This window comes from Bacillus cereus group sp. MG1 (assembly GCF_040460035.1).
In the GTDB taxonomy this organism is placed as follows: Bacteria; Bacillota; Bacilli; order Bacillales; family Bacillaceae_G; genus Bacillus_A; species Bacillus_A cereus.
In genome coordinates this window covers 2,028,354-2,045,791 of record NZ_JARVGY010000001.1, presented here as the reverse complement: position 1 = coordinate 2,045,791, position 17,438 = coordinate 2,028,354, and the positions used below count along the sequence as shown (strand labels likewise).

Genomic DNA, 17,438 nt, shown 5'->3' with positions numbered 1-17,438 from the left:
AGCTGTTATATAAAAAATCTTAGTCCTGTACTAATCAAAAATGGAGGAGATTAGGATGACTCAAGTATTAGAAAATGTTAAAAACGCATGGGAAAACTTTAAAGGTGAAAAATGGAAAGCAGAGATTGATGTTCGCGATTTCATTTTAAATAATGTAAACGTTTTCGAAGGAGACGAATCTTTCTTAGCAGAAGCAACTGAAGCAACGAAACAACTTTGGGATCAAGTAATGGATTTAACAACGAAAGAACGTGAAAACGGTGGCGTTCTTGATATGGATACAAAAATTGTTTCTTCTATTACATCACATGCCCCTGGATACTTAAATAAAGATATTGAAAAAGTAGTCGGTTTCCAAACTGATAAACCATTTAAACGTTCTTTACAACCATATGGTGGTATTCGTATGGCAGAACAAGCTTGTGAATCTTATGGATACGAAATGGATAAAGAACTTAGTCGTATTTTTAGAGATTGGAGAAAAACTCATAACCAAGGTGTATTTGATGCATACACACCAGAAATGAGAAATGCACGTAAATCAGGTGTTATTACGGGTCTTCCAGATGCATACGGACGTGGACGTATTATCGGTGACTATCGCCGAGTAGCGTTATATGGTATTGATCATTTAATTGAAGCGAAAAAAGCTGATTTAAATTTAACTGGCGGTGTAATGAGCGAAGATACAATGCGTTTACGCGAAGAGTTATCTGAGCAAATGCGTGCACTTCAAGAGTTAAAAGAAATGGCCGCTTCTCATGGCTTCGATATTTCTAAGCCAGCAACAAACACGCAAGAAGCATTCCAATGGTTATACTTCGCATACCTTGCAGCGATTAAAGAGCAAAACGGGGCTGCAATGAGTCTTGGGCGTACTTCTACATTCTTAGATATTTACATTGAAAGAGATTTAGCAAATGGTACTTTAACAGAAGAAGAAGTACAAGAAATTGTAGATCACTTCATTATGAAATTACGTCTTGTGAAATTCGCAAGAACACCTGATTATAATGAATTATTCTCTGGTGACCCAACTTGGGTAACTGAATCTATCGGTGGTATGGCATTAGATGGTCGTCCATTAGTAACAAAGAACTCATTCCGTTTCTTGCATACATTAGATAATTTAGGACCAGCTCCAGAACCAAACTTAACTGTTCTTTGGTCTAAACAATTACCAGAGAACTTTAAAAACTACTGTGCGAAAATGTCTATTAAAACATCAGCAATTCAATATGAAAATGATGACATTATGCGCCCTGAATACGGCGATGATTACGGTATTGCATGTTGCGTATCTGCAATGAGAATCGGTAAACAAATGCAGTTCTTCGGAGCTCGTGCAAACTTAGCGAAAGCATTATTATATGCGATTAACGGTGGTAAAGATGAAAAATCTAAAGCACAAGTTGGTCCTGAGTACGCACCAATTACTTCTGAAGTATTAAATTATGAAGAAGTTATGCATAAGTTTGATATGACAATGGAATGGTTGGCGGGTCTATATTTAAACACATTAAATGTTATCCATTACATGCATGATAAATATAGCTATGAACGTATTGAAATGGCACTTCATGATACAAACGTTCTTCGTACAATGGCAACAGGTATTGCTGGTCTATCTGTAGTAGCAGATTCATTAAGTGCAATTAAATACGCAAAAGTAAAACCAATTCGTGATGAAAATGGTATTGCAGTTGACTTCGAGATTGAAGGAGATTTCCCTAAATACGGTAACAATGATGATCGTGTAGATGAGATTGCTGTAAATCTTGTAAAAACATTTATGAATAAACTTCGTAAACATAAAACATACAGAAATTCTGTTCATACAATGTCAATCTTAACAATCACATCTAACGTTGTATACGGTAAGAAAACTGGTAATACTCCAGATGGCCGCCGTACTGGAGAACCATTTGCACCAGGTGCGAACCCAATGCATGGACGTGATACAAAAGGTGCATTAGCTTCATTATTATCTGTGGCTAAATTACCATATGAAGATGCACAAGATGGTATTTCTAATACATTCTCTATTATTCCGAAAGCACTTGGTAAAGAAGATGATGTACAAGTACGTAACTTAGTATCAATGCTTGATGGCTATGCAGTAAAAGAAGGCCACCACTTAAATATTAACGTATTTAACCGTGAAACATTAATGGATGCAATGGAACATCCTGAGAAATATCCACAATTAACAATTCGCGTATCTGGTTACGCTGTAAACTTTATTAAATTAACTCGTGAACAACAAATTGATGTAATTAACCGTACAATGCATGAAAGCATGTAAATGAAAAAAGTGTCCCTTCGCTCTTAATATATAGCGAAGGGAGGCTGTTTCAATAAAGGAGGAAGTAACATGGTAAAAGGAAGAATACATTCTGTAGAGTCTTGTGGTACTGTTGATGGCCCAGGGATTCGTTATGTCATATTTACACAAGGGTGTTTATTACGTTGTCAATATTGTCATAATGCTGATACGTGGGAAATCGGTAAAGGTAAAGAAATAACAGTTGAAGAAGTGATGCAGGATGTGACATGTTACCTTCCATTTATTGAAGCTTCCGGAGGCGGTATAACAGTTAGCGGTGGAGAGCCATTATTACAGCTAGACTTTTTAATTGAGTTGTTTAAAAAGTGTAAAGAGGCTGGTATCCATACAACAATCGACTCTTCTGGTGGTTGTTATTCTGAGGAACCAGAATTCCAAAATAAGCTAGATATTTTAATGGATTATACAGATTTAGTTTTATTGGATCTGAAACATATCGATTCCAAAAAGCATCGTAAATTAACAGGGAAACCAAATGAACATATTTTACAATTTGCTCGTTATTTATCGGATAAGAATAAACCGATTTGGGTACGACACGTATTAGTTCCTGGTGTTACGGATAATGAAGAGGATCTACAAAAACTATCTAGCTTTATTCAAAGTCTGTCTAATGTTCAAAAAGTTGAAGTGTTACCATATCATAAGCTTGGTGTATATAAATGGGAGGCGCTTGGACACAAGTATCCACTCGCAAATGTAGAACCACCTACTGAGAAAAATGTAGAACATGCTAAATATATTTTACAAGCGGTCTAATCCAAATATTGGATTAGGCTTTTTGCTTTCTTTACAATAAAATCTAGAGTATATATTGATAAAAGAGTATACTGAAAATAGAATATCCATAATTTTGTACGGAATAAATGGAGAAATTTACATAATTGTAAAGGGAAATCAAAATAGTAAAAAGAATTAAGAAGTAAAAGAGTGAGTATCATGGAATAGAGAACATTTGTAAGTTATTGCGAAAGCTCTTATAGGAAAGTATAATGTAAAGATATGAGCACAGATAGGATTAAGGGGTCAATCTTATATGCTTTGCATATCCACGACAGGTACATAGCTGAAAGGGAATTATTAGAATCTGTTTATGTAATTTTTAAGGAAAATGTTTTTCCTATTGTCGTATATGCAATATGGAGAAACAAAAAGCTAGGAGTGGATTTGTTTGATAAAAAACCCCAAGGTTTTAATATTAACTGCACATTACGGTAATGGTCATGTGCAAGTAGCAAAAACATTAGAACAAACATTTCGCCAAAAAGGAATTGAAGATGTTATTGTATGCGACTTGTTTGGAGAATCACATCCATTTATAACTGACATTACAAAATATCTATATTTAAAAAGTTATACAATAGGAAAAGAATTATATCGTTTGTTTTATTACGGGGTAGAAAAAATTTATGATAAGAAAATAGCATCTTGGTATGCGAACTTTGGAAGGAAACGTTTGAAAACACTTTTACAGGTGGAGAAACCAGATATTGTAATTAATACATTTCCAATTATCGCTGTACCAGAATTAAAGAAACAAACAGGTATTTCAATTCCTGTCTATAACGTATTAACGGATTTTTGCGTGCACAAAATATGGATTCATCGAGAAGTAGATCGTTATTTTGTTGCAACGGATCATGTGAAAGAATTGATGGTTGATATCGGTGTACCTGCGGAACAAATTGTTGAAACAGGAATTCCAATTCGGAGTAGTTTTGAGTTAAAGGTAAATCCAGAAATCATATATAATAAATATCAGTTATGTAAGAATAAAAAGATTTTACTAATTGTAGCAGGTGCTCATGGGGTATTAGGAAATGTAAAAGAACTATGCCAATCATTTATGTCAGTGCCTAATTTACAAGTAGTTGTCGTTTGTGGGAAAAATGAAGCTTTAAAACAGGATTTATTAAGTTTACAGAAGCAAAATTCCGATGCATTAAAAGTGTTTGGGTATGTTGAAAATATTGATGAATTATTCCGTGTTACTTCTTGTATGATTACGAAGCCAGGCGGAATAACATTAAGTGAAGCAGCAGCGTTGCAAGTACCTGTCATTTTATATAAGCCTGTTCCAGGACAAGAAAATGAAAATGCGATGTACTTTGAAAGAAAGGGAGCAGCAGTTGTCATTCGCGATGATAGTGAGGTTTTTGCAAAAACAGAGGCATTATTACAAGATGATGTGAAGCTTCTTCAAATGAAAGAAGCAATGAAAAGCATCTATCTTCCAGAGCCAGCTGGCCATATTGTAGATGCAATTTTGGCGGAAAATCATGCAGAACCGCGTCATATACCTATTAAATCACCTGCTCTTGCACAATCTTTTACTTAATATGAAACCCTCTTTGTATATGTAAAGAGGGTTCTTTATTATTTTTAAAGGAAATTTAGTGAGTTATCCACAAAAGGATTGCGCTTTCATTAAACAGTAAAGTCGGAATATTAACAACTATATCCACATTGTCCACAATTTTTAGAAAAATATCCACAATTAAAACAGCTGATATATGCTTTAATATAGAAAAATATTAAATGTTTTTGAAAATTACTAACAATTTCATCGGTTTTGTGGATAAAGTTGTCCACAGCAAAAAAGTCCCTTATGTATAAGGGGCTTTTTTGCTTACTTCTATCAGTCGAGAAAATTATGTAATGAAAATGAATAATTAGGGGGGAAACTTCTAATTATTCATTTTCACTTTAAATGCTTTTCGAGCGATATCCTGCTGCACGATCTGCTTTTTGAAATTCGCGTTGATAGAGAACTTCTTGTGTACTAGATAATGTGTTTTTTGCTTTATCACGTTTCTTTTTATCCATTACAAATCACCTCGTGTCTTAAAGTTACTATTTATCGTTTCCAAAGACATGAGGGGATATACGCATATGGAAAATGTTAACGATTGATTATCATTTCGGAAAATTTAGATTACGCTTCTTTTAATTGATGAGCATCTTGGAAGGTTGTATCTCGCATTGTAGCAAGTGTGTATTGATCTTTTGGAATTTCATATAAGTTATACACTTCTTCGTTTGCGTTAATTTCATCATATACGGCTTTTCTTGTTTCGTTTGCTAGATTCACATATTGCAGTTTTTCTGCAGCTTTAATAGAACGAATATTTATTTTACGAATACGCATGAAAATTGTTTCAATATCTAATTCATAGAAAAGTTCACTAAAAAATGAATCTTTTGCCAATTTGTTATAGCCTTTTCCATGATATGGTTTGCCAAGCCATGTCCCGAGAAATCCAGCTTTTTCTTGCACATCAAATAAAGTAATTGTTCCGATAGGGTTACCCCATTCATCTAAAATTGTGCGTGAAATTAATTCACCACGCTCTTCAGCTTCAATCGTTTGTTTCGTTAAGAATAAATATTCTTCATAAGAATAAGCCTTTTGACGCACAAAAGGGAAGACAGCTGGATCCACCATTAACTCGTATAGAACGTGGCTGTCGTGTAAGTCGCGTTTTTTCAACATACTAACTCCTCCTCACACGAGGGTAGCATGACGAAAAAACACCCCACCCTCGAAATTTTTATATCAATCTTTAAAAAATTTCGGGGTGGGAATCGAACCCACTAGAACCAGTTTCTAACGCTGGTGGCGCACCATTTGCCTTCCCCATTCATCAATTTGAAAATGATAATCACGACACAAATTGATTATGGTTTCATTCAGTTTATAATCGTATAATACTTTATCTAGTCAAAAAAATAAACTAGTTTTTTTTATTTTTTTTGTAAATTATTTTTCCATCAATCATAGTTAGTACAGGCTTGGCTAAATAATGGAAAGGATGATGAGTCCATAGCACGAGATCGGCGTCTTTTCCAACTTCGATGCTTCCAATTCTATCCTCTAAACGCAAATTTCGTGCTGGGAATATGGTGATTCCTTCTAGTGCTGTTTTCTCGTCTAACCCTTCTCTTACTGCAACAGCAGCGCAAACATTTAAATATTGAATGGGTGTATAAGGATGATCTGTTGTGATAGAAACTTCCACACCATTTTTTGATAATATATGGTAAGTATCCCATGTTTTATTTTTTAGTTCGATTTTAGAACGGCGTGTCAGAGTGGGACCGACTGAAACCTTCAAATTGTGTTTTGAAAGTTCTTCAACAATAAAGTGTCCTTCTGTGCAATGTTCAATGCGTAAATCGAGATTGAATTCTGTTGCAAAGCGTAGAGCAGAACTAATATCATCTGCTCGGTGAGCGTGGATACGTACGGGTATTTCACGACGTAATGCTTTTAAAATAGGAAGCATTCGAAAATCAGCTTCGTGCCCGTAGTGTTGTGCTTCATAGAATGATTCCCGAAGTAACCCCATAATCCCCATACGTGTAATGGATTCTTTTGTTCCATTACTATGGACTTTTTTAGGATTTTCTCCAAAGGCAATCTTTAAACCAGCAGGTTCTTGAATAATCATATGATCAATACAAGTTCCAGCTGTTTTTATTACACAAGTAGTACCCCCGATAATATTTTGACTGCCAGGCATAACGTGAACGGTTGTAATTCCGTTTTGTACAGCGTCTTGAAAGGCAATATCGAAAGGATGGATTCCATCTAAAGAACGAATATGTGGTGTTGAAACTTCAGATGTTTCATTGGCATCATTTCCAGCCCAACCAGTACCTTCATCATAGAGACCAAGGTGAGTATGGACATCAATAAAGCCAGGTAAGAGATGGAGTGCTCGTGCATCTATAACGGTCATATCTTGAGTAGGTGGAATAAAAGGTTTGACCTCGGTAATTCGCTCTCCTGTAACGAGTACATCTCCTTGAAACTTTTGAGATGTAATAGGGTATACAATGGCTTGTTTGAGCAATATTTTCATAGGTACCTCATTTCTGTTACTTTATAATGCTAATGGAAGTTAAGGGAAAGTAACTGAAAGGTTATTTGTATGGTAATGCTTCGGATCCTAGAAAATGAAAGTTTTGAAAGAGCCCATGTAAAATTGTGTTTTAGAAGTACTACATTGTATGCGAAAGTATATTTTGTAATGCATGGTCTATTTCTGGAAATGTGTATTGGTATCCATGTTCAATTGCTTTAATGGGTAATACACGTTGCCCTTCTAGTACAAGTATGCTCATTTCACCTAATAAAGTTTGAATGATAAAAGAAGGTACAGGCAACCAATGAGGCTTTTTCATTATAGTTGCAATGGTTTCTCCAAATTCCTTCATTCTTATAGGTGTTGGTGCTGTCATATTAAGAGGACCATCAATTTCTTTTTTGTGTATAATGAAATCCATCATACGAACGACATCGTCTATATGAATCCATGATAACCATTGCTTCCCAGAACCAATGGTGCCGCCGATATAGAATTGATAGGGAAGTAGCATTTTTGGAAGAGCTCCTTCATTTGCACCTAATACAACTCCAAATCTTGCGTAGATTGTTCGTATTCCGAGAGAACGTGCTTTAGATGCTTCTTGTTCCCATGAATATACTGTATTTGCTAAAAAGTCATTTCCAGGAGTCTCATGCTGTTCTGTAAAAGACTCTATTTCAGACGTTCCATAGTATCCAATAGCACTTGCGTTAATAAATGTGTGTGGCTTTGTATGGAGTCCCTGCAATTGTTTAATGAGTCCTTTTGTTGTTTGAATTCTACTGTTTAAAATGGCTTTCTTTTGTTGCTTTGTCCATCTACTATTAATAGACTCTCCGGCTAGATTAATAACTACATCAATAGAAGAGAGGGGGAAGGTTTGTAAATCTGGTGTCCATTGAACATACTGAAGGTTAGGATCGGAAGTTTCAGTAGTTTTTTTTCGTGTGAGAATGTAAACAGTATATCCTTTTTGAATAAAAAAAGTAGAAAGGGATTTACCGATAAAGCCTGTACCACCAGAAATTGCGATTTTCACAAGTATTTCCTCCTCATTATATATATTCTTGAAAAGAAAAAATGTTCCTCGACTATGTTAAAATAATAGAGAGGTGAGAGTATGGCTGTCATTACAAAAATAGAAGTACAAAAACGATCGAAAGAACGATTTAATATTTATATTGATAAAGGTCAAGGCGAAGAGTACGGATTTAGTGTGGATCAAGTAATCTTAATAAAACATGGATTACAAAAAGGCTTAGAAATTGATGAAATCGAGTTAGGAAATATTTTGTACAATGAAGAAGTGCAAAAAGCATATTTACAAGCAATCTCCTATTTATCCTATCAAATGAGAACAAAACAAGAAATAGAAGATTTTTTACGAAAAAAAGAAGTGGGACAGGCCATCATCTCTGAAGTCGTTTCGAAATTATTACATGACCGATATATTAATGATAAAGAGTATGCTGTTTTATATACGCGAACGCAAAGTAATGTGAATCGAAAAGGTCCAACTGTTATTAAAAGAGAGTTATTAAATAAAGGTGTTCAGGATTTAATTATTACACATAGTTTACAAGAATATCCGAAGGAAAAGCAAATTGAGAATGCCTTGTTTCTCATAGAGAAGAAGAAAAAATCTTATCAAAAACATTCTTTTTTACAAATGAAACTAAAGTTAGATGAGATGCTTGTTCGAAAAGGATATTCTAGAGAAGTAATTCAAATTTGTTTGGAAGAATTGAAAGACGAAAAAGATGACGAAAAGCAACAAGAAGCGTTACACTATCATGGGAATAAATATTATGAGAAATATAAGAAGCATGATGGATGGACATTTGAAAACAAGATGAAACAAGCGTTATATCGAAAAGGATTCTCTATTGATGAAATCGAGATATTTTTGCAAATGAAACGCGAAGAGGAATGAGGAGAATAAGATGAATATGCCAAAACGCTACAGTGAAATGACACCGCATGAGCTAAGGGAAGAAATTGGCGCTTTGAAGGAGCAAGCAGTAAAAGCTGAGCAGCTTGGGATTGTCAATGAATTTGATGTATTAATGAGAAAAATGGCAATGGCTCGTGCTTATATGACGGATATAAACAAATTCCGTATTGGTGAAACATATGAATTAGTAGAAGAACCTGGTGTATTATTTAAAATTACGTATTTCAATGGGGTATTTGCTTGGGGATATAAGCAAAATGATAATGAAGAGATTGGCATACCAATTTCCTTATTGCAAGAAAAATAAAAACCAGAGAGCATATATCTCTCTGGTTTTCATCTTTGGTAGGCGTTAAAGGAGATAGGAGATTCTAAAATTGGCGTTTTTTACATTCATTTGCCAATATAATGAGAGACTGGGTTTGTTGCGTCTGTCCGTTAACTTGCGCTTTCGCATGTTTTGGACGAGTCCACGTATGGTTAAATAATTCAGAACGACTATCTAAGCGATCACGGTAGCTCATCTTTATCACCTCGTGTAGGAAGTTAATTTAATTTGTATTACTCTTCCTGCTGATTTGCAGCACGCATACGTTCTTGTGGGTGCGTGTTAATTGTGCCGTTAGGTCGTTTCGAAGCGAAGCGTGATTTCGCTTTCGGTTGACCGTCGATTTTGCTGTTGTTTTTTGACTCAGACCAAAATTCGGCTTGTTTACCCATTACGAACGCCCTCCTCATTATCGGTTGATACCTCTTTAAGAAGTATCAATTATAGAATGTGCAAAATTGAAGAAACTATCCTTTAGAAATGAAGGGATAAATAGGTAAAAGGAGATTATAATATGAATGATATTTATGAAACATTAACGAAAGAATTATTAGACAAGAATGACAAGCTTTCTTACGCACAAGCTCGTGCGTGGGTTGAGTTACTATGGGAAGATTTTCAAACAACTTATGCAAAATCAGGTCGTTATCAAGGCGATGAAATGACAGAACAAGTGGTACGATCATGGATTAATAATCATGGTGTACGCCTTCATGAAATGCGTACAAATAATCCGAAGTATAGTCATTTAATTAATCAAGAAGATCATTTGAAACATTAAAAAAAGCGACTTAAGTCGCTTTTTTTAATGTGGAAGTAATTCCAGTTTTTTTCGAAGCTTTTCTTCACTAAAGATCCATCCTGTATAGGAACTAATAATATTTAAATTGTGGTCGAGCTGAACGATTGCAACAAATGGATAATAATCTTTACTTCGATATCGTAAATCAATGAATCGTACTTCATAATAATGGTCATGATCAAAAATATCCCAGCGATATACAGGAGAGAAAGATAGAAAGGCCGAGATGTTTTCATCTTGTTTAGCTGCTCGCATAATATTATTGTCTGGGAACGGTACCCGATCGAACTTATCATATATCATGATGTTACCACGGTGCCATCTCGCAACGTAGTAATAATCAGCCGTAACGATTGCTAAATGGTAATGGTAAAATCGGTAAGAAGGAGAAATGATAATCTTTTCGACATTTTTGAAACGTTTGTGTACAACGCTTCTTATATTTCTGTGCATCATAATCCGTCCGATATAGTAAACAATCATTAATATATATGCCGCTAAAGCTGTATATCCCTTATGAGAACCGACGAGCATGCAAGCAATTGCAAGTATATGGATAAAGAAAATTACGGTATCGAATGTATTAATCACGCCGAGTGCGACCCATTTTTTTGTGAAAGGCCGTAATGCTTGTGTACCATAGGCATTGAAAATATCTACAAAGACGTGAAGGAAGACAGCAATAAATGACCAAAGCAGTAGATGAAGATATGGAGCGTCTGAAAAGAAGGCGAAAGAGATGCCACTTATAAGGAATGACCAAAGAATTACCGCAGGAATAGAATGAGTAATTCCACGATGATTTCTTATATATTTAGCGTTATTACGCAATTTTAAAACTGTGTCAATGTCAGGAATGTTGGAACCAGCAATTGTAGCAAGCATAACAGCTTGGGGGCCAATATCACTTTGTGCTATGGCTGGATCTAATGTTGCTAAGCTACCTAAAGTGATACCCATAACAAGGTGAGTGGCTGTGTCCATAGAAATCCACCTCCGTTTTTTATTAATGTAACTCTTTTTATTCGATACCTCAAGTCCTTTGCCTTCTATTTCCTGTATCATCTTACTTAAATTTTTTCCTAAAATCTTTATAATAGTACTTATATGCAAAAAAATGAGGGGGATCAAGTTTGACACTTGAAATACTAAACAATTTTAATATAGAGCAGTTTCAAAATGATTTAATTGGTTGGTTTGAAGAAGAACAGCGCGACTTACCATGGAGAAAGAATAAAGATCCATACCGCGTTTGGGTTTCTGAAATTATGTTACAGCAAACAAGAGTAGAAGCTGTAAAACCATATTACGCAAATTTTATGGGGAAGTTTCCTACACTTGAAGCGTTAGCGAACGCAGATGATGAAGAAGTATTAAAAGCATGGGAAGGTTTAGGATATTATTCTAGAGCACGTAATTTACATGCGGCAGTAAAAGAGGTAAAAGAAGTATACGGCGGAGTTGTACCAAGTGATGTAAAGAAAATTGAAAAGTTAAAAGGAGTGGGACCATATACAAAAGGTGCTATTTTAAGTATCGCATATGGTATACCAGAGCCGGCAGTTGATGGAAATGTTATGCGTGTATTATCTCGTATTTTATCAGTATGGGATGATATTGCAAAACCAAAGACTCGAAAAGTTTTTGGAGAGATTGTGCGTGAAATTATTTCAGTAGAAAACCCATCTTATTTTAATCAGGGATTGATGGAATTAGGTGCACTAATTTGTATTCCGAAAAATCCAGCATGCTTACTTTGTCCTGTACGTGAACATTGCAGAGGATATGCTGAAGGTGTTCAAAAAGAATTACCAGTAAAAAGTAAAGCGAAAGCTCCTAAAATGGTACCTATTGTTGCAGGTGTACTTCAAACTGAAGACGGTCGTTATGTTATTAATAAACGTCCAAGTACAGGTTTGTTAGCTAACATGTGGGAGTTTCCGAATGTGGAACTTGGAGAAGGTATTCGAAATCAGAAGGAACAGCTTATAGATTATATGAAAGAAAAATTTGAGCTCGAGGTTTCTATTGATGAATACGCAATGAATGTACAACATACGTTTACACATCGTACTTGGGATATATTTGTATTTTACGGAAAAATAACCGGTAATATTGTTGATACAGATACATTAAAATTTGTATCAAAAGAGGTATTTGAGCAATTACCTTTCTCAAAATCACACCGTACTATTTATGAAAATTGTGTGGAGAAAATTACAATGCAATAAACAAAAAAAGTGTTCCCAATCTAGGGAACACTTTTTTAATCGTAAGAAATTTTTGTCCCATGAGTCCAACTAGCTTCACCTTCTTGTAAGCCGCCTCTTGATTCGATTTCTACTACAATTTCTTTGTAAATACTTTGCCCTTCTACATTTAAATAAGGCAGAACCTGTTGTAGTGAGTGATGAAAATAAGCTAATTCATCTTCTTTCCATTCATTTTTTGAAATCATCGTTAGTTCAGTCATATCGCGTCCTATATACATATTTACACCTCCATTTTCTATAGTTTGAATGAGTAACAAAAGTTATATGCGGAAATTTTAAAAAAGAAAATTACGGATAGCTTCTAAGTGAATTGGTTACATTATTGATTGTGGAGGTGAGAAAGATGAGTAAAAAACAACAAGGTTATAACAAAGCAACTTCTGGTGCTAGCATTCAAAGTACAAATGCTAGTTATGGTACAGAGTTTTCAACTGAAACAGATGTACAAGCTGTAAAACAAGCAAACGCACAATCAGAAGCAAAGAAAGCACAAGCTTCTGGTGCACAAAGTGCAAACGCTAGTTATGGTACAGAATTTGCAACTGAAACAGACGTGCATTCTGTGAAAAAACAAAATGCTAAGTCAGCTGCAAAACAATCACAATCTTCTAGCTCAAATCAGTAATGAAAGAAAAACACTTCTCTAATTCGGGAGAAGTGTTTTCTTTTTGCGTGGATCGTTGTAATGAAAAGGAAGCGAACGACATAACTTCTAATAAGTCAACAAATGTAGTCAAAGGAGAAGGAAGTTAAAAATTAGAATTATGTAATTAGGAATAATAACTGATGAATAAGTCCAAAAGGGGGTAAGTAATGAACGATTTTGATAAGTTGGTAGGGGAGCAATTAGAAACGATGGATGAGTTGTTAAAGTTACAAGCACATCTAGAGAAGTATCAACAAATCGAAATGAATGAAAAAGATACGTGCGATAAAAAAGAACTGCATTTTATCCGTCAGGAAATATATAGAACAGAAGTAGCGTTGAAGATGTTACATGAGAAATTTGAAGAACAAACGAATAGTGTAATTCAATCTTTTACAACTGAAAAAATGATTTCAAATTTAGGATAAGATATATTGTTATCTTCAGGTGAAAAGTCCTTCTTTGTATGGAAATAGAGAAGGGCTTTTTCTATTACATGTCCTCGCTTATAAATAATGCAGTACAATCCCTATCTCTTAAGAAGAGTTGGGGCATAGTATTCAACGATAAACCTCCTGCATATTCAGTTTGAAAAATAGAGTCTTATCCCTTTAGTTTTAAAATTTCGACAAAAAAGTTATAATAGAAAAAAAGTGAATGCCTTTCAAAGGGCATTTGCAGTTGAAAGAAGGGAGCATATATGGGATTTCCCAAAGAAGGAGAAAAAGTACAAATACATAGTTATAAACATAATGGCTCCATTCATAGAATGTGGGAAGAAACAACAATTTTAAAAGGGACACAGAGTCTTGTAATCGGAGCGAATGATCGTACAGTAGTTACAGAATCGGATGGCCGAACATGGATTACTCGTGAACCAGCAATTTGTTATTTTCATGCCAACTATTGGTTTAATGTGATTGGGATGCTTAGGGAAGATGGCGTATATTATTATTGTAATTTAAGCTCACCTTTTGCGTATGATCCTGAAGCATTAAAGTATATTGATTATGATTTAGATATTAAAGTATATCCAGATATGACATATACGCTTCTAGATGAAGATGAGTATGAAAAACATAGTCAAATTATGCAGTATCCACCTGTTATTGATACAATTTTAAAACGAAATGTAGCACATTTAACACAGTGGATTCATCAAAGAAAAGGTCCATTTGCACCAGACTTCGTAGATATGTGGTATGAACGATATTTAATGTACAGAAATTAAAACAAACCTGCAGGGGGCTTCCCGGCAGGTTTGTCCTATTAGAGGGGGGATTATGTGCAAGGCATAAAAAGATATTTACAATTTGTTAAACCATATCGATGGCTTATTGCTATTACAATTATTATTGGACTAGTTAAGTTCGGTATCCCACTTATTATGCCGTGGTTATTAAAGTATATTATCGATGATGTAATTCAAGGCGCGGGCTCACTTCAAGATAAAACATCTCAATTAATAACAGCGATTGGAATTGCTTTTTTTATTTTTGCGGTATTAAGACCACCGATTGAATATTATCGTCAATATTTCGCCCAACATATCGCAAATACAATACTGTATGATTTGCGGAAGCATATTTTCGGTCACTTACAAAAGTTAAGTTTACGTTATTACTCCAATACAAAAACAGGGGAGATTATTTCGCGTGTCATCCATGATGTAGAACAAACGAAGGATTTTGTAATTACTGGTTTGATGAACGTCTGGTTAGATACTGCAACAATTGCTATTGCTATCATTGTTATGTTTTCTATGAATATAAAATTAACATTTGTTGCGTTATTGATTTTACCTATTTATGTAATTGCAGTGAAATATTTTTTCGGACGTCTTCGGAAATTGACGAAAGAGCGTTCACAAGCGTTAGCGACGATGCAAGGGTATTTGCATGAACGTATTCAAGGAATGCAAGTGACACGTAGCTTTGCGTTAGAAGAGTATGAGGGGAAGCAGTTTGAAAAAAGAAATAATGAATTTTTAACGAAAGCATTAACCCATACAAGTTGGACGGCAAGAACATTTTCGGCAGTAAATACGTTAACCGATTTAGGTCCGTTACTTGTGATTGGTTTTGCAGCATATGAAGTAATTCAAGGGCAGTTAACGCTAGGAACGATGGTAGCTTTTGTTGGATATATGGATAGTTTATATAGTCCGCTTCGCCGCCTTGTTAATTCATCTACAACATTAACACAATCTTTTGCATCGATGGACCGTGTGTTTGAACTGTTAGATGAAAAATACGATATTGTTAATGTACCAAATGCGGTACAAACGAAAAAATTAAATGGAGAAATTGTATTTGACAATGTTTCTTTTCGTTATAATGCAGATGAAAAAGAGATATTACACAACTTGTCATTAACTATGCAGCCTGGAGAGAAAGTAGCGCTTGTAGGAGCGAGTGGGGGAGGAAAGTCATCTCTTGCTAGTTTGATCCCGCGTTTCTATGATGTTTCTGAAGGCGCGGTTTATGTAGATGGCATAGATGTAAGAAAGTACAATATGAGAAATTTGCGTAGTCATATTGGAATTGTACTGCAGGATAATTTATTGTTTAGCGATACAATTGGAGCTAATATTTTATATGGAAATCCGAAAGCTACAGAGAAAGAAGTGATTGCAGCTGCCAAAGCTGCGCAAATTCATGATTTTATTATAGACTTACCAGATGGTTATAATACTGTCGTTGGAGAACGTGGTGTGAAGCTATCAGGCGGGCAAAGACAACGCGTGGCAATTGCACGAGTGTTTCTAAAGAATCCGTCGGTACTTATATTAGATGAAGCAACTTCAGCATTAGATTTAGAAAATGAAAGGTATATTCAAGAGGCGCTTCAGACGTTAGCTGCTGACCGGACAACGATTATAATCGCACATCGATTAGCGACGATTACGCATGTTGATACGATTATTTACATTGAAGACGGTGAGATTAAAGAGACTGGTTCTCATGAAGAGTTAATGCGAAAAAGAGGATTTTATTACAATTTATATCAACTTCAACATATAACAGAAACAGCTCCTTTACCATAAAAGGAGCTGTTTTTTATTCGTCTTCTTTTTTATCATCGATTTGGAGTTCTTTTTCTGGTTTATGATATGTGTAGAAGCTATCTACAAGCAAATCTAAATGCTCTACTTCTTCGCTATAGTTAATGATGGAAGAAATAAGAGGGAAGAGATGTAACCATGTTTTATATGCTTCTTCATCGTCCTTATTTTGATATTCCATAAAGATATCAATTAATTCTTGTTTACCTGTTTCAACTTCATCAAGCATTTCAACTGATTGTTGTTTTTTTGCTTTACCAATAAATTTTAATAAAACTTGTTCATGATAATGCGTTAATGAGTCAAGTTCATTTTGGATAGATTCCTGAAATTCTTCCGGCATATAGCGCAGTTCATTTTCAGTACGGTGTAATGATTTTAACGTACTTAAAGCACGGCTTGTTGTCGCTAACATTTGTCTGAATAAAACGAGCTTACGAATTTTTGCGAACTTTACTTTTTTCGTATAGCTTCTTTCTTCTTTATACAGCAAATAGTAATGATTTAGTTTAATCATTTTTTCTTTCATACGATCAATATCAGTTTTTAGCGTTGTAAAATCAGAAGCCTGCCTGCTATTCATTCGAATCCATTTTACAATTTCTTCTGTATTATCAACGATACGATGATAAAGTTTTGTTTCATATTTTGGCGGCATAAATACTAAATTTACAAGTGAAGCCGCAATAATACCAATCATAATCGTCGCAAATCGAAGTAAGGCAAAACTAAAGAAATCTTCGCCTTGATACTCCATAATGGCGATAACTGTTACTAAAGCAATTGATATTGTGTTTTCTAATCGTAATTGTAATGTAAGAGCAATTACTAATATACATGTTAATCCAATAATAAAAGGATTATGTCCAAAAGCAGTAGCAAATGCGATAGCAAATATCGCACCAATTACATTTGCTTGAATTTGTTCAAGTGCTGTTAAATAAGAACGGTATACAGACGGTTGAACAGCAAAGATAGCTGAAATTCCCGCAAATACCGGACTCGGTAATTGAAGTAAAATACAAGCAAATAAAGCTAACGTGATGGCAATACCCGTTTTTAAAATGCGAGCACCAAGTTTCATACCCTTAATAAGATCCTTTCTCTTGTCATAATGAATGTACAACATGATACTATACATTCATTACAATAT

General features: G+C 34.8%; 20 protein-coding genes. 11 read left to right on the top strand and 9 right to left on the bottom strand.

From position 1 onward, the window contains the following. Nucleotides 1–55 precede the first annotated feature (55 nt). The 3 genes from pflB to QCI79_RS10595 all read left to right on the top strand — a co-directional run bounded on the left by pflB (nt 56) and on the right by QCI79_RS10595 (nt 4,685). Nucleotides 56–2,305 (top strand): formate C-acetyltransferase, encoded by a 2,250-nt coding sequence (gene pflB, locus QCI79_RS10605; protein ID WP_000195464.1) that lies wholly within the window; start codon nt 56–58, stop codon nt 2,303–2,305. A 69-nt stretch (nt 2,306–2,374) separates the two neighbouring features. After that, nucleotides 2,375–3,106 carry a pyruvate formate-lyase-activating protein gene (gene pflA, locus QCI79_RS10600; protein ID WP_000238467.1) on the top strand — a complete coding sequence of 244 codons (732 nt, stop codon included), beginning with the start codon at nt 2,375–2,377 and terminating at the stop codon, nt 3,104–3,106. Between the two features lie 412 nt (nt 3,107–3,518). Then, nucleotides 3,519–4,685, top strand: coding sequence for a diglucosyl diacylglycerol synthase (locus QCI79_RS10595; protein WP_000594688.1), 1,167 nt, complete (start codon nt 3,519–3,521; stop codon nt 4,683–4,685). A 368-nt stretch (nt 4,686–5,053) separates the two neighbouring features. Here QCI79_RS10595 and QCI79_RS10590 read toward each other — a convergent pair whose 3' ends face one another. The 4 genes from QCI79_RS10590 to QCI79_RS10575 form a co-directional block, all read right to left on the bottom strand. Next, on the bottom strand, nt 5,054–5,173 hold the full coding sequence (locus QCI79_RS10590; RefSeq protein WP_000358482.1) for a YfhE family protein: 120 nt from the start codon (nt 5,171–5,173) through the stop codon (nt 5,054–5,056). 109 nt (nt 5,174–5,282) lie between these two features. Next, complete coding sequence (locus QCI79_RS10585; protein ID WP_000914737.1) at nt 5,283–5,840, bottom strand: GNAT family N-acetyltransferase; 558 nt, start codon at nt 5,838–5,840, stop codon at nt 5,283–5,285. A 241-nt stretch (nt 5,841–6,081) separates the two neighbouring features. Next, the gene (locus QCI79_RS10580) at nt 6,082–7,212 is read right to left on the bottom strand and encodes an amidohydrolase (RefSeq protein WP_000698314.1); all 1,131 of its coding nucleotides are present in this window, start codon (nt 7,210–7,212) and stop codon (nt 6,082–6,084) included. 139 nt (nt 7,213–7,351) lie between these two features. Then, on the bottom strand, nt 7,352–8,257 hold the full coding sequence (locus QCI79_RS10575) for a TIGR01777 family oxidoreductase (RefSeq protein ID WP_000684380.1): 906 nt from the start codon (nt 8,255–8,257) through the stop codon (nt 7,352–7,354). A gap of 81 nt (nt 8,258–8,338) precedes the next feature. On the opposite strand from QCI79_RS10575, the gene recX reads away from it, so the two are divergent. Further along, complete coding sequence (gene recX, locus QCI79_RS10570; protein WP_000268502.1) at nt 8,339–9,151, top strand: recombination regulator RecX; 813 nt, start codon at nt 8,339–8,341, stop codon at nt 9,149–9,151. A 10-nt stretch (nt 9,152–9,161) separates the two neighbouring features. Then, nucleotides 9,162–9,479, top strand: coding sequence for a YfhH family protein (locus tag QCI79_RS10565; RefSeq protein ID WP_001057024.1), 318 nt, complete (start codon nt 9,162–9,164; stop codon nt 9,477–9,479). A gap of 64 nt (nt 9,480–9,543) precedes the next feature. Here the strand turns inward: QCI79_RS10565 and QCI79_RS10560 are convergent, their stop codons facing one another. Together QCI79_RS10560 and QCI79_RS10555 are read right to left on the bottom strand one after the other, a co-directional pair. After that, entirely contained in the window at nt 9,544–9,696 is a 153-nt protein-coding gene (locus QCI79_RS10560; RefSeq protein WP_000122093.1) for a YpzG family protein, read from the bottom strand. Nucleotides 9,697–9,733: 37 nt separating this feature from the next. Next, nucleotides 9,734–9,892 (bottom strand): small, acid-soluble spore protein K, encoded by a 159-nt coding sequence (locus QCI79_RS10555; protein ID WP_000517891.1) that lies wholly within the window; start codon nt 9,890–9,892, stop codon nt 9,734–9,736. Between the two features lie 122 nt (nt 9,893–10,014). Between QCI79_RS10555 and QCI79_RS10550 the strand changes: the two genes are divergently transcribed. Next, the gene (locus QCI79_RS10550) at nt 10,015–10,281 is read left to right on the top strand and encodes a YfhJ family protein (RefSeq protein WP_000998166.1); all 267 of its coding nucleotides are present in this window, start codon (nt 10,015–10,017) and stop codon (nt 10,279–10,281) included. Between the two features lie 24 nt (nt 10,282–10,305). Here the strand turns inward: QCI79_RS10550 and QCI79_RS10545 are convergent, their stop codons facing one another. Beyond that, nucleotides 10,306–11,286: a metal-dependent hydrolase gene (locus tag QCI79_RS10545; RefSeq protein WP_000379106.1), complete on the bottom strand. Its 981-nt coding sequence runs from the start codon at nt 11,284–11,286 to the stop codon at nt 10,306–10,308. 149 nt (nt 11,287–11,435) lie between these two features. On the opposite strand from QCI79_RS10545, the gene mutY reads away from it, so the two are divergent. Then, the gene (gene mutY, locus QCI79_RS10540) at nt 11,436–12,533 is read left to right on the top strand and encodes an A/G-specific adenine glycosylase (protein WP_021728440.1); all 1,098 of its coding nucleotides are present in this window, start codon (nt 11,436–11,438) and stop codon (nt 12,531–12,533) included. 35 nt (nt 12,534–12,568) lie between these two features. On the opposite strand, the gene QCI79_RS10535 is transcribed toward mutY, so the two are convergent. Next, complete coding sequence (locus QCI79_RS10535) at nt 12,569–12,793, bottom strand: hypothetical protein (RefSeq protein ID WP_000275436.1); 225 nt, start codon at nt 12,791–12,793, stop codon at nt 12,569–12,571. Between the two features lie 125 nt (nt 12,794–12,918). Here QCI79_RS10535 and QCI79_RS10530 point away from each other — a divergent pair, with 125 nt between their 5' ends. From QCI79_RS10530 to QCI79_RS10515, 4 genes are all read left to right on the top strand, one after another. Beyond that, nucleotides 12,919–13,200 (top strand): gamma-type small acid-soluble spore protein, encoded by a 282-nt coding sequence (locus QCI79_RS10530; protein WP_000039046.1) that lies wholly within the window; start codon nt 12,919–12,921, stop codon nt 13,198–13,200. A gap of 188 nt (nt 13,201–13,388) precedes the next feature. Next, the gene (locus tag QCI79_RS10525) at nt 13,389–13,649 is read left to right on the top strand and encodes a YgaB family protein (RefSeq protein ID WP_000997577.1); all 261 of its coding nucleotides are present in this window, start codon (nt 13,389–13,391) and stop codon (nt 13,647–13,649) included. Nucleotides 13,650–13,921: 272 nt separating this feature from the next. After that, nucleotides 13,922–14,452: a nucleoside tri-diphosphate phosphatase gene (ntdP, locus tag QCI79_RS10520; protein ID WP_000506624.1), complete on the top strand. Its 531-nt coding sequence runs from the start codon at nt 13,922–13,924 to the stop codon at nt 14,450–14,452. A gap of 54 nt (nt 14,453–14,506) precedes the next feature. Next, the gene (locus QCI79_RS10515) at nt 14,507–16,267 is read left to right on the top strand and encodes an ABC transporter ATP-binding protein (RefSeq protein ID WP_001161589.1); all 1,761 of its coding nucleotides are present in this window, start codon (nt 14,507–14,509) and stop codon (nt 16,265–16,267) included. A 13-nt stretch (nt 16,268–16,280) separates the two neighbouring features. Here QCI79_RS10515 and QCI79_RS10510 read toward each other — a convergent pair whose 3' ends face one another. Beyond that, a complete protein-coding gene (locus tag QCI79_RS10510) occupies nt 16,281–17,369 on the bottom strand; it encodes an aromatic acid exporter family protein (protein ID WP_000765787.1) in 1,089 nt (362 codons plus the stop codon). Nucleotides 17,370–17,438: the final 69 nt, after the last annotated feature.

Excerpts from the sequence above, each read along its gene's own strand:
- pflB (WP_000195464.1), top strand. The coding sequence starts at position 56 with ATGACTCAAGTATTAGAAAATGTTAAAAACGCATGGGAAAACTTTAAA.
- pflA (WP_000238467.1), top strand. The coding sequence starts at position 2,375 with ATGGTAAAAGGAAGAATACATTCTGTAGAGTCTTGTGGTACTGTTGAT.
- QCI79_RS10590 (WP_000358482.1), bottom strand. The coding sequence starts at position 5,173 with ATGGATAAAAAGAAACGTGATAAAGCAAAAAACACATTATCTAGTACA.
- QCI79_RS10585 (WP_000914737.1), bottom strand. The coding sequence starts at position 5,840 with ATGTTGAAAAAACGCGACTTACACGACAGCCACGTTCTATACGAGTTA.
- QCI79_RS10580 (WP_000698314.1), bottom strand. The coding sequence starts at position 7,212 with ATGAAAATATTGCTCAAACAAGCCATTGTATACCCTATTACATCTCAA.
- recX (WP_000268502.1), top strand. The coding sequence starts at position 8,339 with ATGGCTGTCATTACAAAAATAGAAGTACAAAAACGATCGAAAGAACGA.
- QCI79_RS10565 (WP_001057024.1), top strand. The coding sequence starts at position 9,162 with ATGAATATGCCAAAACGCTACAGTGAAATGACACCGCATGAGCTAAGG.
- QCI79_RS10560 (WP_000122093.1), bottom strand. The coding sequence starts at position 9,696 with ATGAGCTACCGTGATCGCTTAGATAGTCGTTCTGAATTATTTAACCAT.
- QCI79_RS10555 (WP_000517891.1), bottom strand. The coding sequence starts at position 9,892 with ATGGGTAAACAAGCCGAATTTTGGTCTGAGTCAAAAAACAACAGCAAA.
- QCI79_RS10550 (WP_000998166.1), top strand. The coding sequence starts at position 10,015 with ATGAATGATATTTATGAAACATTAACGAAAGAATTATTAGACAAGAAT.
- QCI79_RS10545 (WP_000379106.1), bottom strand. The coding sequence starts at position 11,286 with ATGGACACAGCCACTCACCTTGTTATGGGTATCACTTTAGGTAGCTTA.
- QCI79_RS10535 (WP_000275436.1), bottom strand. The coding sequence starts at position 12,793 with ATGTATATAGGACGCGATATGACTGAACTAACGATGATTTCAAAAAAT.
- QCI79_RS10530 (WP_000039046.1), top strand. The coding sequence starts at position 12,919 with ATGAGTAAAAAACAACAAGGTTATAACAAAGCAACTTCTGGTGCTAGC.
- QCI79_RS10525 (WP_000997577.1), top strand. The coding sequence starts at position 13,389 with ATGAACGATTTTGATAAGTTGGTAGGGGAGCAATTAGAAACGATGGAT.
- ntdP (WP_000506624.1), top strand. The coding sequence starts at position 13,922 with ATGGGATTTCCCAAAGAAGGAGAAAAAGTACAAATACATAGTTATAAA.
- QCI79_RS10510 (WP_000765787.1), bottom strand. The coding sequence starts at position 17,369 with ATGAAACTTGGTGCTCGCATTTTAAAAACGGGTATTGCCATCACGTTA.